The organism is Gracilibacillus lacisalsi DSM 19029 (assembly GCF_000377765.1).
Classification (GTDB): domain Bacteria; phylum Bacillota; class Bacilli; order Bacillales; family Amphibacillaceae; genus Gracilibacillus; species Gracilibacillus lacisalsi.
Genome location: NZ_KB898662.1, coordinates 1 through 13,975, shown reverse-complemented (window position 1 = coordinate 13,975; position 13,975 = coordinate 1). Strand labels below are relative to the sequence as shown.

Genomic DNA, 13,975 nt, shown 5'->3' with positions numbered 1-13,975 from the left:
ATAATAGTATAATGGTGCTAAGCATAGAAAGGGGTAATCATGATGATGAATCCATTAGTATTACAATCAGATTTCGGATTAGAGGATGGAGCAGTTAGTGCAATGAAAGGTGTTGCACATAGTGTAAGTAAAATCGTTAACATATTTGATAATACTCATGATATACCACCATTTGATATTTGGTCGGGTTCTTATCGATTATTACAAACTTTGTCCTATTGGCCAGAAAATACTGTTTTTGTATCTGTCGTAGATCCAGGAGTCGGTTCTGAACGTAAAAGTGTGGTTGTCAAAACAAAGAATAATCAATATATTGTTACACCAGATAATGGTACGCTAACACATATTTATCATAAAATTGGCATCAAACAAATTAGAGAAATTGATGAAGAGGTCAATCGGTTACCAAAGTCAGGAGCTTCTCATACTTTTCATGGCCGAGATATTTATGCCTATACAGGTGCTCGAATAGCTGCAGGAGTGATTTCTTTTGATAACGTTGGACCGGAATTAGAAATAGAAGATATTGTACGTCTGCCATTTTATGAACCAAAGCTTGAGGATCAAATGATAAGCGGGACTATTGATATATTGGATGTCCGTTTTGGTAATTTGTGGACCAATATTAGTAGAGAGCTTTTTCTCCAATTAAATATTGATTATGGTGAAGCAGTAGAGATAGAAATTCTCCATGACACGAGAAGGGTATATCGAAATAAGATGACGTTTGGTCGTTCTTTCGCAGCCATTCAGATTGGAGAGCCGGTGCTGTATGTGAATTCTTTGGATAACCTGGCAGTGGCCATCAACCAAGGTTCATTTGCTAAAGCTCACAATATTGGAACTGGTTCAAGCTGGCATGTTTATATAAAGAAGGGTTAAGGAGTTCAATGAATGATTAGTGTGTTGACAGAATTAAAGTATTTATTTAAACGATTTGTATTAATTGCGAATGTGTTACCAACAGTACTCGGATTTATTATCGCAGCACGTTATTATAATATTAGCTTCGGTGACTATTCGGTTGATTTCTTATTGCTGCTGATCGGCAGTGCAATGTTGGTTGCAGGTGCTTTAACATTAAATAATTGGTTAGAAGCAGATGTTGATAAACTAATGGAACGGACTAAAAACAGGCCAACTGTCACCGGATCTATCTCTTTACGTACGATTCTGATAATGGGAATAGTTTTGAGTTTAATTGGGCAATTTCTAGTACTTTTAATTAATTTAGAGGTTGCCATTTACGGTTTTATTGGTTGGTATACGTACGTTGTTGTATATACAATTTGGACGAAAAGAAAAGTAACGTGGAATACGCACATAGGCAGTTTATCAGGTGCAGTTACACCATTGATGGGGTGGGGAGTAATAGATTCAGCGTTTCACCCTATTCCACTAAGTCTTTTTGCGATTATGTTTCTTTGGCAAATGCCCCATACCTATGCAATCGCTATTCGGAAGTATGAAGACTATGCAAGATCAGGGTTAAAAATGTTACCCGTTGTACGTGGATTTCCGACTACAATTCTCAGGACGAATATTTATATAGTATTGTTGCTATTTATTCCTTTATTTTTGAGTGGATTCAGCACTTTATTTTATGTCCTTATCACATTGCTAAATGTTGGTTGGTTAATCATTGGAGTTAGCGGGTTTAAAACACCATCAGTAACAAAATGGGCAAATCTCTTATTTGCGAGTTCATTAGTTTATTTGTTAGTAGTTTATGGATTATATGTTGTTTTTGTTTGATGTCCTTTTTGCTAAAAAAACAATTTTATCGAGTATCTAAAAAGATGCCCTTCCTTCCACTGGTGAGGGGCATCTTTTGTGTTGGGAAAGTATAATAATTGGGTGCTTGTCAGCTCCGAGAGTTGAAACTAAACATATTGTGAAATAACTTGGCGTAGTTTTGAATTCAAATAAGTACTTTGATACGCTTCAGCAAGATACTTCGCTTTGTAATAAGGCGTTGGTGGACATTTGTTCCGCTATTTGTGACAAAAGTGCCGTTTTTATGATGTTAGCGGACATCTATTCCGCTATTCATCCAAAATAACGCTGTTTTTTAACAAAAGTAACTTAATAAAGGATTAAATGTCCACCTCCATAATAATAGTGTCGTCTACCTTCAGAACTTTGCGCTTGCTTGAGTATATGTTAACTTGTCAAATAGCTTTAGTCTTCATCAAGTTCATCTTTAGAAATGGAAATAATGGAACCGGTATATGCATCAATCTCCAAATCAATTTCTTCTTTGTCAGTTATCAATTCGATTTCATATAGGTATCTTCCATCATCTTCGTCCTGTTCAAAATCGGTGATTTCCGCACCTGGATATTGATCTAATGCAATATCTCTTGCTTCTTCTGCAGATATTAATGTGTTATTTGGTTGCTGCTTCGTTTCTTCATTGCTACTATCATTACGATCTTCTTTATTGTTAGTTCCACTGTTATCTTCTTGTTCCGTATTATCATCAACTGCAGTATCCTCATTTCTAGTAGAGTTGTCACTTTCGGTTACAGCTTTTTCATTTAACAATAATACTTCTCCAGATTCTGCATCTATTTTCAACTCATAATCACGATCTGTTCCCTTGATTTTTACTTTATATATTTTTTGGTTATTTTCCTCTTCTAATTCTATTTCTGCGATTTCACCGGAGTATTGTTTTGATATTTTTTCTTTTGCTTCTTCTTCTGATAAATAGGCATCAGCCGGAGAAGAAGTGAAATGGTAAATGGCAAATACACCACCGATTATGGCAACTACAATCAAGGGATATAAAAGCTTTTTTTTCATCTATGATCACTCCTCATTCCTTGTGTTCTGGAAAATTATAAAATTTCCCCCTTTGAATAAAGTGGCCTTAGCATCATCGGATCCCATGCTCACCGTGATTTCTTTATCTCAGTTAATTATGATGCCGCTACGTTTCTAAACGGTCGCCTTCGCTATACTTTATCTACAACGAACAATAGAAAAAAGATATTGGGTTTTATAAACCTTATTAGTAATTTCCTATGCCATACATTGCACTTTCACAGGGATGACAACTCAAATTGCCTGATCTGACAAATGTTGTAGCAGATGTATAAAGCGAAGGGCGCCCACTTCCACTCCTGTGGGAATCGTTTGACCTGAAGATCCACTTTTTCGAGCGGTTTTGGCTCGAAAAAGTTAGCTGAAGGACAAACCCCACGGAAAGGGAAGTGGGCAGCTGGAGCGGTGGTCAAGCTGTTCAAATATTTCCTCATTACTACTAAAGTAATAAAGGACCAGCGGGGTTTGCCGGTTTTTCTTGTTACGTATAGTTTACCGCAACACGATGAGTAAACCATGAGAGAAAAATGAGAATTTGATGAGAAAAATAATCTCATTTTGGTAATGTAAGTGTAAAGGTTGACCCTTCATTCACATGACTCGTGATATGGATTCTTCCTCCATGTGCCTGAATAATTTGATGGCAAATAGCTAGACCAAGACCTGTCCCACCAGCTTTTCGACTGCGAGCTTTATCAACACGGTAAAAGCGGTCAAAAATATGTTCCTGATCTTCAGCAGATAAACCTTCTCCTTTATCCACCACATCAATCGATAACAGTTGTTGTTTATTTCGCATTCTTACAATCACGATGTCTTCACTATATTTGCATGCATTATCAACTAGAATATAAATCGCCTGATGAATTTTTCTACGGTCTGCACTTATGGTGATGTCTTGATCCACTTCATGATAATATTTAATTTCACGTTGATAAGCAGTGGATAATGACCGAATGATGTCACGTGTAATCTGACTGATATTCACTTGCTCAAATAATAAATTTTCTTGATCTTCATTTTTGGCTAAAATAAGCATTTGTTCTGTCAAATGCTGCATCCGATCAGATTCCGAAAGAATGGCATCCGTTGCTTCCTCAAAAATTTCCGGTTTATCTTTTCCGCGTCGTTGTAATAATTCCGTATAGCTTTTAATGACAGAAATAGGGGTGCGAAGCTCATGAGAAGCATCGGAAACAAAGCGCTCTTGCTTCTGTCTATTTTCCTCGATTCGATCTATCATGGCATTATAAGCTTGCTGCATTTCACTAATCTCGTCTTTATTTTTTCCCTTAATTGCGAGCTTCTTCCATTTTCCGTTCTTGGGGTTTTCCTTCATTTCTAATGTTAGTGTCTGAATTTGATTGGTAATATAGCGCGACAAAAAATATCCGGCAAATAATGCAGGGAAGAGCATGACTCCTGTGGTAAGAAATAAAACAAAACGAAGTGTACGTAATGAATCTTCCATGGAGTACAATGCTTCGTTGACTTGCAATGTAACTATTGAACCATCCTCCCAAATGATGGGCATCGATACTTGTGCATATGGTGTTTTATTTGCATTTTTTGCTATTTGACTCTTTTCAGTTTGTGAATAGGAAAATGGCCAATCATTAAATTGATCCTCTGTACTGACATTTTCAATAAGCTCTCCGTTTTCATCAATAATTCGGATAATGCCATTGGCAGGAAGAAATGCTGTCAGTAAATTATTTTGTTCAATCGCAACTGTTGAGCTTTTCACTATCGCCTCCATAATGCTTTCGGCATCTGCCTTGACCCGATTCAGTTCATTATCACTAACCCGATCTTCATATAAAACATAAACAGCACTATTGATGAGAAAAATAACGAGAATCATAAATCCACTAAGAAAAAGTTGTACTTTCGTCCGTAATTTCATTATTTTACATCCTTTATCGTATAACCTACACCACGAACGGTTTGAATAGTTACCTTTTCGAAGGGTTTATCAATTTTATTGCGAATATAGCGGATATAGACATCCACAACATTGGTATCCCCGGCGTAATCAAAGCCCCAGACTTTATCCAATAATTGATCACGGCTGAAAACTTGATTTTTGTTTTGTAATAAGAAGGTAAGCAGATCATATTCACGCGGAGTGAGATCAATTATTTTACCGTTTCTTGTCACATCTCGTGACTGCAAATCAATCGTTAAATCTTGATAGTTTAGTTGGTCTTGCAGAGAGTTAGCTGGTCCGGCCTGCCGTAATTGTGCTCGGACTCTTGCTAACAATTCTTCTATTTGAAATGGCTTGGTTATATAATCATTAGCTCCTAAGTCTAGGCCAGAGACTTTATCATGTACTTCATCACGAGCAGTTAATAGAAGAATTGGTGTAGCAGTATTCGTTTTGCGATAGCGTCTGAGTATTTCAAGTCCGCTTATTCCTGGTAGCATGATATCTAATAAAACAAGATCATAATCATTTTCCTGTAAAAGTTGAAAAGCCGTCTGTCCATCAGTAGCAATCGTAGTTTGGTAGTCTTCATAGCCTAATTCTAGTTCTAATACACGAGCTAACTTTTCTTCATCTTCCACAATCAGAATCTTGGTCATGTAATCCTCTCCTTAGCAATAAATATAGCACAAATTTGGAAAGGTAGCAGTCAGTAAGAGATGAAAAGTGATTAATAATTCTTTGTTTTTGTTGCAAATACAATAAAAATAAGGTATGTTAGATAGGTATTATTATTGTTGCATATACAACAAAAATAAGTGCTGAGGAGTTAATGATGAAGGAAATACTTCGTGAAATCGGGATGATAGCAAGGGCTTTAGATTCTATAAGTAATATAGAATTTAAAGAATTTGACCTAACAAAAGGTCAGTATTTGTATCTTGTGCGCATATGTGAAAACCCAGGCGTTATTCAAGAAAAGCTAGCTGAAATGATCAAAGTAGATCGAACAACAGCAGCACGCGCTATAAAAAAACTTGAATTAAATGGTTTTATTGAAAAGCGAGCAGACAACCATAACAAGAAAATTAAAAAACTCTTTCCAACAACGAAAGGGGAAAATGTTTACCCTTTTATCAAAAGAGAAAACGATTATTCCAATACGATTGCATTGAACGGGTTTTCCGAAAAAGAGATAGATACCATCTACAACCTTCTTCAAAGAGTAAGAGAAAATATAGAAAAAGATTGGGAATTTGTTAAAAAAGGGAACAAGAGAGAGTATTGATTAAAGGAGCGCCATATGAAAATGATGATCAATATAAGACAGTGTACCTTTGAAGATTTGTATAAACTTCAAGAAATTAGCTATGAAACATTTAATGAGACATTTAAGCATCAGAATTCACCTGAAAATATGAATGCTTATTTGGAAAAGGCATTTAACGTGAAACAGTTAGAAAAAGAATTATCCAATGTTTCTTCGCAATTCCATTTTGTTTATTTTCATAATGAAATTGCTGGCTATTTAAAGGTCAATACCAATGATGCGCAGTCTGAAGAAATGGATGATGATTCACTTGAAATTGAAAGGATTTATATAAAGAGTGAGTTTCAAAAACTGGGGCTAGGCAAATATTTGTTAGATAAAGCGATGGAAATTGCCATCGAGCAAAATAAACAAAAAGTCTGGCTTGGCGTATGGGAAAAAAATGAAAATGCTATTGCCTTTTATCAGAAAATGGGGTTTGTTCAAACAGGGATCCACTCTTTTTATATGGGTAACGAGGAACAAACGGACTTTATCATGTGCAAAACACTCATATAAAATTCAATAAGCTAGAAGTAAAAGCTTAGTTAAGCTACAATCATTCTTCACTGCGATAATTTTTAAAAGCCAATGAGAAACAAATTTCTAGGGCATGTGAAATACAAAAAAAGGATAGATAGAGCATATTTATCCAGCTCCTCTATCCTTTTTATAAAACTTAGAACTGTTTCTTTAATGTTTCTGAATCCTCAACAGCTTCATCTAATAATTCAGCCAGCTCTTTGTTGCTTTCGGTTAAAGTGGTAATCGTTGAACTCATTTCTTCTAAGCTTGCAGAAGTCTCTTCGATAATCGCTGCTAAATCATTTGTGGACCCATCTACACCGTTTGATTGTTGCTGTACTTGCTTAGCTAATTGGGAAAAGTTCTGTAACGCGTCATTTAATGTTCCCATCGTTGTCGTGAGTCTTTCAAAATAGCCAGTTACTTCCTCAGACGTTTGCATACCATCGACAAAATTTTGCATACTCTTATCCATCTGGGCAACCGCCGAGTCGTTTGTATCATTTAATGCGGATAAATTGCTTGTGATTTTTTCAGTTGTCTCACCAGTTAAGTCAGCGAGCTTTCTTATTTCATCCGCTACAACGGCAAATCCTTTCCCTGCTTCACCAGCACGTGCTGCCTCAATAGATGCATTTAAGGCAAGTAAATTGGTTTGTTCGGTAATTTCTTTAATATTGTCAGCAAAACCATTTGTTTCTTTGATTTTATCGGTTAATTCAGCAAAGGTCCTGCTTAAATCACCGATCGTCTGTTCTAGGATACGATTATTTTCATTTAATGTGTCCATTTTTTCTTTGCCAGACAATGTTAATTCACTCGCTTGTAAAGCTTCGTCATAGAGGTGCTGAGATGTCTGTTCAACAATATCTATATTTTGCCGTGTATCATTGGTGGCATTGGAAATATCAGAAATTTGCTCTGATTGTGATTGACTAGCTTGAGAGATTTCTTGAATGGTAGCATTTAGATCATTTTGAGTTTTGACATTGTCTTGCAATTTGTCATTAACCTGTGCGATTTTTTCCAAGATGTTCGTAACCGATTTTTCGACCACCTGTCCTTGTTGTTCTCTGTTATGACTATTTAATTCAGACGATTGTAACAGGTCGGCAAGTTGTGTCATTTGGTTATTCGCCATTTTAATAATAAAGTGAAAAATCACTGCCGTTAACAAAAAGGTGATTAAAGAATATAGGAATAAATCTACCATTAATTGGTCCGATTTATCCATTACATAGAAATTATATCCTATCACCAATAAACCAATAACAAATCCTGTATAAAACACTTTACGATTCATTTGAATGCCTGAAAATATACTTAGGAAGAGAACGATCATAAAAATCGATGCACTTGCTCCTTGAATTGCTATAAAAACAAAGATAAGACTGAAGTACATGATAACAAGTAAATATGGTAAAACATGAGGTTTATTTATTCCTTTTTGAAATATGATAAAAAAGATAACACCTAAAATGAGCTCACTACTATAGAGTATAGTTGAGGTCGTTTGATTCGTAACGAATGATAATATAATTCCAGCACTCATCATAATCGCTAGAATGCTTATCATTAAAATATTCTTATGCTTGGTATCATTGTGTTTCATCGTTTGAATAAGGTCCATGTCTGTAGTCTTCCTTTCCTATGTGTGAAATGATGTTCTATTACTTTAAGTATAAATAAATAAGTAAATAGTTACAATACATTTTTACAATTATAGGTATATAGACATATTTATTTTTATCGCGGAAGCTCTTTGTCATATTTTTTTCTTAAAGAGGATAAGTGCTCCAATCTTTCAATATTCTTTGTGTGGTCTCTTAAACTTAATCCAAGTATAAGGTTTTCTACTAATATAGTAGGTGCTACCATAGAATGGAATTCGTTAGCATCCCCTCTACTTGCAAATAAAGTAATAGTCGACAAGGATGTGAAATCTGCTACTAATTGATCGGTAATCATAATGGTTTGAAAATGAATTTCTCGCTGGTAGTCCAAGATGACTCTCGCTTCAGGCAGTAACCTTCCAAACGCAAAGACGATCACAACATCCCCTTGTTCAAAATGAATCAACTCTTCTAACAATTCATTTCCTTGATGTTCTATTAAATGAATCGATATGCCAAAACGTTTCATTCGATACACAAGTAATTCACCTAGTCCTTTAGAAGGTCCGCTAGCAAAAATATAAACATGATTGGCCCGATAAAGTAGGTCAAGTGCTTGTTGGAAGCGGACTTGGTCCATATTATCAAACGTTTCTTGCAGTAAGGATAGACTTTTTTCTAATGTAAGATAATGTGATGGTTGCCTTGGTACTCGTTTAATCTTACCTGCAGGAGAAACTTCTAGCTTCTTTTTCATCTGTTGTTTAAAATCTTTTAAATTGTGATAGCCAATCATCGACCAGAAGCGAGAAACGGTGGCTATACTTACTCCCACCTCTTGTGCAATTTCCTTCTCTGTTGACAGTAAGACTTGTTGCAAATGCTTAGAAATGTAGTTTGCTATTTTCATTTGACTAGGTGTTAATCGGTCTTTTTCAATGGAAAATGGCAGCATATGATCCCTCCTCGTTTTGTATTCTAGCAAATGAATCTTCCTCATAACTCATAATGAAAAAAAATTTACATTATGAAAATAAAAGTTAACAAATTTACACTCTCTTAACTTCATTCCAAACATAGATTAATAAACCTTCTTTACAATGAAGTTAATCAAATAAAGGAGGTAGAAAAATGGCAACATTAAATCAACGTTACACGCTAACACAGTCACAAAAGATGATGGTCTTTATTTTATCTATGTCGTTGTATGGTCTGTCGAATATGATTACGGAATTGGTGCCAAGTGCATACCTTGGTCCAATCGAATTTTCGATTGAGTATTTTGCTTTTATTCCTTTAACATTATGTATTTTATTCCATCCGTTATATGCTGCGATTGGTGCATCTTTAGGAGAAGTAATTTTCGGTGAGTTGATGCTCGGCCAATTCGGTGGCTTTGGTGAATTGGAGAAGTTTATCGCTTTTTCATTAGCGATGTATGTAGCAGGGACATTTGTACGTGACCCAAAAAACAAGTTGCAAGTCGGAACTGCTGCGATTTTAGGGGTAGTTATTCATCAGGCGATCAGTGCAATGGTCGATATTTTAAAAGTTTGGGTCGGTGTCGAAGAGTTAGAAGCTGTACCAGGGTTAGCCGAAAGTGTTGTAGTTGTGGAAGGCTTTGCTTTTCTTAATGATGTCTTGTTCTCAGGAATTCTATTTGCCTTGTTACCAACTTTATATTTAGTACCACGATTATATGGAAAGATCGAACCGTTATTAGGTATGAAACCACGTGATCGTCATGACCGCTATTCATTAGGTGAAATCGTTGGTCCACGATTAATCGTTACAGGTATTTTTCTTGCTGCTGCAGCTTTTCTATTTGAATATCTTTCAGAAGCAGGCTTTAATGTCGAATGGGAAGCAGATTTCTTAGAAATGTTTGGTGACTGGTTTATTTGGGTAAGTCTTGGAGTTGCATTAATAGTAGCAATCATTACGATTACATTTATGATCAAGAAAAAATCAAACACCAACGCTGCTGATCAACAGGAGGAAAAGATTCCATCATGACATCTCAAATCGAAATAAAAAACGTCACCTTTCAATATCCAGGTGCCGAACATCCAGTATTAAACAATATCAATTTATCGATTGAAAAAGGGGATTTTATAGCAATATTAGGTGGAAATGGTAGTGGTAAGTCAACAATGTGTAAGCTGTTGAATGGTTTAATTCCACATTATTATGTTGGTGATATGTCTGGAGAAGTGACAGTAAATGGTTATAAAACAACAGATTACAAAGTAGCAGATTTATCCAAGCATGTTGGCTATGTTTATCAGGATTTTGAAAATCAGATTGTTAGTCCAAGAGTGTTAGAGGATGCGTCTTTTGCTCCTCTGCACTATGGACTGCCTGATTTCCATGAAAGAGGACTCCAAGCCTTAAAATTAGTTGGCTTAGAAGAGCAGAAGGATGCTTTTATCTGGCAGTTAAGTGGTGGACAAAAACACTTATTAGCATTAGCAAGTGTATTGTCATTGAATCCTGACATCATTATCATTGATGAGCCGGTTGCCCAACTTGATCCACATCATGCCAAAGATATTTATGATATTTTAACGGAATTAAACGAAGTGCACGACAAGACGATCATTGTTATTGAACATCATACGGAATTTGTTGCTTCCTATGCTAAGAAAGTGGTACTGATGGATCAAGGCACGATCCATTTTTCGTTACCAGTTACAGAGGCGTTAAATCAAGTTGATACCTTACTTGCACACCAGATTTATCCGCCACAGGTGACACAAGTAGCACGGGAAACAGGAATGGACGGAAAGTTACCTGTTACGTTAGAAGAAGGCTTGACTCATTTTTCCACTGCAGAACCAAAAGAAAGTACATATATTTCTAGTAGGGAGCAGAAGCAAGCAATTGTGTCATACGAAGATGTTGACTTTGCCTATAAAACGATCACAAGAGAAAAGAAACAAGTATTACATGAAATTGATTGTACGATTCATGAAGGCGATTATATCGCTTTAGTTGGAAATAATGGGGCAGGAAAATCATCGTTTATGCGTTTGATGACAGGATTGGTAAAGGCTGCAACTGGAGAAGTAACCGTTGATGGAGAGAATACAAGAGATGTCCCTCCTGAATATTTAGCGGAAAAGGTAACCTATATTCACCAGAATCCTGAACAAATGTTTATCGAGGATTGTGTTGAGAAAGATGTAGCATTTTTTATGAAATCTCGTAAAGTAAAAGATTATCAAACAAAAGTGGATAAATTACTGAAACAATTTGAGCTTACTGAACTTGCTGATCGTGACAGCCGCCTATTGAGTGGTGGTCAGCAACGAAGAGCATCACTTGCGATTGGAGTAGGAATGAATCCTGAGATTATGTTGTTAGATGAACCAACAGCTAATTTAGATATCGCAACGAGAAAGCATATTACCAAATTACTGGACGACTTAAAAAGACAATTAAAAGCAGTCGTGATCGCTACACATGATATGCAGTTAGCCAGTGAATTTGCTAATAGGATTATAGTTATGCATGAAGGAAGAATCATTCATGACGGAGATCGTGTTTCGGTATTTCAAAATTATCGATTGTTAGAAAAGGCAGGACTTATGCCACCACAAGTTTTTTCGCTTACGAAATCATTAGGGTGGGAAGAGCCTGCATATACAGTACAGGAGTTTATCGAGCGTTATCAAAGAGAGGAAGTCGATAATGGAGTATACGCGTAAATTTGCCGATAAATTATCGGTAGAACAAGTAAAAATTGAATTACTTAATACGGCATATGGAAACGGGGATACTTTCTTAGCAAAATTGGACCCGAGAACATTATTTATTTGGTACCTGTTCTTTGGTATTATACCGTGGTTTATTCATGATGTACGTGTGTTGATTGGTATGTGTTTGTTTATGATGGTGACAACATATATGGCGAAAATTAGTCCACTTATTATTTTTATTCTTTGTTTAGGGTTATTGGGGCAAGGTGGCTACTTATTAGTCGTATCATTATTTTTTGGTGGTAATTGGACAACGATGCTACCACTGCTTGTCTTAACCGTTAAATTATCGACGATTTCATTAGCAAGTATCTCGGTTTTTTGTTCGATGAATCCAGATAAATTAAGTGATGGCTTACTCAAAATTAAGGTGCCAGGTCAGGTTTCTTTCAGTATTGCCTATGGTTACCGGATGTTACCTACTTTAATAGAGGAATATCATCATGTGTTTCAGTCATTCCGTTTACGAGGGAAAACTCCTGAAAAACATGGTTTCTTATATATCCGCTCGATTGCATATTTTGTTAAAATCGCGATGCTTTCTTTCTATCCATTGTTGTTATCGACAGCGAAAAGCGCACGAACAACGGTGGAGGCGTTAGAAACAAAGGGAAGTATGTATGGGTTTAATCACCCTGAAGTAAAGAAATTAAAATTAGCTTCATTAAAAATGAAACGACAAGATTATTTATTTTTGCTCGGTTCTGCTATTTACGTGATAGCATTATTTATATTGTTATAGGAAGGTGTTTGTATGATTATTGATTTTCACAGCCATGTAAAGATTTCAAAGAAATCTAATTTTATGCCGGATTATTTCCGCGAAATGATAGTCGAGGCGAAACAGAATGGATTAACAGCATTAGTGTTAACAGAGCATTTTAATACGATTCGATTCTTTGATATCTATTCTTTTTTAGATGAACATTATAGCTATGTAGATGGTTATTATGATCTGGATGGATTGAAGTTGTTCCCAGGAATAGAAGTGGATGTTCAAGAAGTGGGGCATATTTTGTTAATTGGTGATCGAAAGGAAGTTTGTGCTGTACGTGAGCAATTATCAGATTATATCGAGGAGGATCATTTTATTCCGTTTGATTTGTTGATGGATCTTGCGGAAGGGTATTCTCTGATAAAAATTGGTGCACATCCTTACCGTGATAGTACGCCATTAGCGCAAAACGTTTCGAGGGAACAGTTGAAAAGGTTAGATGCACTTGATTTAAATGGCAAGGATTTATATGCCAAAGGAGTAGAGACTTGTCGCCAAGAATTGCTTGAATTAGCGGAAGAAATTGATTTACCTGTTGTAGGCGGAAGTGATACTCATCAATTTTTGCAATATGGTAGTATCGTAAATGTATTTGAGCAAGATTGTCGCAATAGCGAAGAATTAAAACAAGCTATTGTCCAGCAAAAATACCAAGTGAAAATTTCCGATCAATTACCATTAAAAGTGAAATCTGCTACATTAGTGAAAAAATATATGAAAAAATATTTGCAGGAAGTAGACACAGTCTCACTTTAACAGGCAGGATATCACCAAGGTGGTATCCTTTTTTAATTATAAGGAAAGCATATAATCATTGATATCACAACTTTTATAAGCAAGTATGATAGGAAAAGGTGATTCATCACGTATATTTTAAGAAACAAGAATAGTTATACATATGGAGTTGCTGTTTTGAAAGCTAGCTAGTGCAAGTCAACCGCTCCGGCTGCCCGCTTCCCTTTCCGTGGGGTTTTACCTTCAGCTAACTTTTCCAAGCAAAAACCGCTTGAAAAAGTGGATCTTCAGGTAAAACAGTCCCACAGGAGTTGAAGCGGGCGGCCTCCGCTATAAAGCAGCTCTACAACGTATGTGACAGTTAACTTTTTGAGGTTTTATACCATGTGAAATAAAAGACGTAATGTCCGTACGTTAAAACAATGTAGAACGTTATTTAGCGTAGGCGTCCACTTCGACTCCTGTGGGATCAGCGTGATCTGAAGATCCACTTTTGTA

At 36.0% G+C, this 13,975-nt stretch carries 13 protein-coding genes; 8 read left to right on the top strand and 5 right to left on the bottom strand.

Annotated elements, in window-relative coordinates:
- The first annotated feature begins 39 nt into the window (after positions 1-39).
- Together D569_RS0100065 and cyoE are read left to right on the top strand one after the other, a co-directional pair.
- Positions 40-882 carry an SAM hydrolase/SAM-dependent halogenase family protein gene (locus D569_RS0100065; RefSeq protein ID WP_026287160.1) on the top strand — a complete coding sequence of 281 codons (843 nt, stop codon included), beginning with the start codon at positions 40-42 and terminating at the stop codon, positions 880-882.
- 12 nt (positions 883-894) lie between these two features.
- The gene (gene cyoE / locus D569_RS0100060; protein WP_018930343.1) at positions 895-1,755 is read left to right on the top strand and encodes a heme o synthase; all 861 of its coding nucleotides are present in this window, start codon (positions 895-897) and stop codon (positions 1,753-1,755) included.
- Positions 1,756-2,181: 426 nt separating this feature from the next.
- Here cyoE and D569_RS23530 read toward each other — a convergent pair whose 3' ends face one another.
- The 3 genes from D569_RS23530 to D569_RS0100045 all read right to left on the bottom strand — a co-directional run bounded on the left by D569_RS23530 (position 2,182) and on the right by D569_RS0100045 (position 5,418).
- A complete protein-coding gene (locus tag D569_RS23530; RefSeq protein WP_018930342.1) occupies positions 2,182-2,808 on the bottom strand; it encodes a PepSY domain-containing protein in 627 nt (208 codons plus the stop codon).
- Between the two features lie 574 nt (positions 2,809-3,382).
- Entirely contained in the window at positions 3,383-4,735 is a 1,353-nt protein-coding gene (locus D569_RS0100050; RefSeq protein ID WP_018930341.1) for a sensor histidine kinase, read from the bottom strand.
- Positions 4,735-5,418, bottom strand: a complete 684-nt coding sequence (locus tag D569_RS0100045; RefSeq protein ID WP_018930340.1) for a response regulator transcription factor — start codon at positions 5,416-5,418, stop codon at positions 4,735-4,737. Before D569_RS0100045 ends, D569_RS0100050 begins: the two co-directional genes overlap by 1 nt.
- Before the next feature lie 176 nt (positions 5,419-5,594).
- Here D569_RS0100045 and D569_RS0100040 point away from each other — a divergent pair, with 176 nt between their 5' ends.
- Together D569_RS0100040 and paiA are read left to right on the top strand one after the other, a co-directional pair.
- Entirely contained in the window at positions 5,595-6,047 is a 453-nt protein-coding gene (locus D569_RS0100040) for a MarR family winged helix-turn-helix transcriptional regulator (RefSeq protein ID WP_018930339.1), read from the top strand.
- Positions 6,048-6,068: 21 nt separating this feature from the next.
- Positions 6,069-6,587, top strand: a complete 519-nt coding sequence (paiA, locus tag D569_RS0100035) for a spermidine/spermine N(1)-acetyltransferase (protein WP_026287159.1) — start codon at positions 6,069-6,071, stop codon at positions 6,585-6,587.
- A gap of 160 nt (positions 6,588-6,747) precedes the next feature.
- On the opposite strand, the gene D569_RS0100030 is transcribed toward paiA, so the two are convergent.
- Both D569_RS0100030 and D569_RS0100025 read right to left on the bottom strand, forming a co-directional pair.
- Positions 6,748-8,223: a methyl-accepting chemotaxis protein gene (locus D569_RS0100030; RefSeq protein WP_018930337.1), complete on the bottom strand. Its 1,476-nt coding sequence runs from the start codon at positions 8,221-8,223 to the stop codon at positions 6,748-6,750.
- Positions 8,224-8,339: 116 nt separating this feature from the next.
- The gene (locus tag D569_RS0100025; protein ID WP_018930336.1) at positions 8,340-9,161 is read right to left on the bottom strand and encodes a MurR/RpiR family transcriptional regulator; all 822 of its coding nucleotides are present in this window, start codon (positions 9,159-9,161) and stop codon (positions 8,340-8,342) included.
- A gap of 176 nt (positions 9,162-9,337) precedes the next feature.
- Here D569_RS0100025 and D569_RS0100020 point away from each other — a divergent pair, with 176 nt between their 5' ends.
- The 4 genes from D569_RS0100020 to D569_RS0100005 are packed head-to-tail and all read left to right on the top strand — an operon-like array spanning position 9,338 to position 13,498.
- A complete protein-coding gene (locus tag D569_RS0100020; protein ID WP_018930335.1) occupies positions 9,338-10,222 on the top strand; it encodes a DUF8171 family membrane protein in 885 nt (294 codons plus the stop codon).
- The gene (locus D569_RS0100015) at positions 10,219-11,916 is read left to right on the top strand and encodes an ABC transporter ATP-binding protein (protein WP_018930334.1); all 1,698 of its coding nucleotides are present in this window, start codon (positions 10,219-10,221) and stop codon (positions 11,914-11,916) included. Before D569_RS0100020 ends, D569_RS0100015 begins: the two co-directional genes overlap by 4 nt.
- Positions 11,900-12,709 carry an energy-coupling factor transporter transmembrane component T family protein gene (locus tag D569_RS0100010; protein WP_018930333.1) on the top strand — a complete coding sequence of 270 codons (810 nt, stop codon included), beginning with the start codon at positions 11,900-11,902 and terminating at the stop codon, positions 12,707-12,709. The genes D569_RS0100015 and D569_RS0100010 overlap by 17 nt, the downstream gene beginning before the upstream one ends.
- A 12-nt stretch (positions 12,710-12,721) precedes the next feature.
- Positions 12,722-13,498 (top strand): PHP-associated domain-containing protein, encoded by a 777-nt coding sequence (locus D569_RS0100005; protein ID WP_018930332.1) that lies wholly within the window; start codon positions 12,722-12,724, stop codon positions 13,496-13,498.
- Positions 13,499-13,975: the final 477 nt, after the last annotated feature.

Excerpts from the sequence above, each read along its gene's own strand:
- D569_RS0100005 (WP_018930332.1), top strand. The coding sequence starts at position 12,722 with ATGATTATTGATTTTCACAGCCATGTAAAGATTTCAAAGAAATCTAAT.
- paiA (WP_026287159.1), top strand. The coding sequence starts at position 6,069 with ATGATGATCAATATAAGACAGTGTACCTTTGAAGATTTGTATAAACTT.
- D569_RS0100020 (WP_018930335.1), top strand. The coding sequence starts at position 9,338 with ATGGCAACATTAAATCAACGTTACACGCTAACACAGTCACAAAAGATG.
- D569_RS0100045 (WP_018930340.1), bottom strand. The coding sequence starts at position 5,418 with ATGACCAAGATTCTGATTGTGGAAGATGAAGAAAAGTTAGCTCGTGTA.
- D569_RS0100065 (WP_026287160.1), top strand. The coding sequence starts at position 40 with ATGATGATGAATCCATTAGTATTACAATCAGATTTCGGATTAGAGGAT.
- D569_RS0100025 (WP_018930336.1), bottom strand. The coding sequence starts at position 9,161 with ATGCTGCCATTTTCCATTGAAAAAGACCGATTAACACCTAGTCAAATG.
- D569_RS0100010 (WP_018930333.1), top strand. The coding sequence starts at position 11,900 with ATGGAGTATACGCGTAAATTTGCCGATAAATTATCGGTAGAACAAGTA.
- D569_RS0100040 (WP_018930339.1), top strand. The coding sequence starts at position 5,595 with ATGAAGGAAATACTTCGTGAAATCGGGATGATAGCAAGGGCTTTAGAT.
- cyoE (WP_018930343.1), top strand. The coding sequence starts at position 895 with ATGATTAGTGTGTTGACAGAATTAAAGTATTTATTTAAACGATTTGTA.
- D569_RS23530 (WP_018930342.1), bottom strand. The coding sequence starts at position 2,808 with ATGAAAAAAAAGCTTTTATATCCCTTGATTGTAGTTGCCATAATCGGT.
- D569_RS0100050 (WP_018930341.1), bottom strand. The coding sequence starts at position 4,735 with ATGAAATTACGGACGAAAGTACAACTTTTTCTTAGTGGATTTATGATT.
- D569_RS0100030 (WP_018930337.1), bottom strand. The coding sequence starts at position 8,223 with ATGGACCTTATTCAAACGATGAAACACAATGATACCAAGCATAAGAAT.
- D569_RS0100015 (WP_018930334.1), top strand. The coding sequence starts at position 10,219 with ATGACATCTCAAATCGAAATAAAAAACGTCACCTTTCAATATCCAGGT.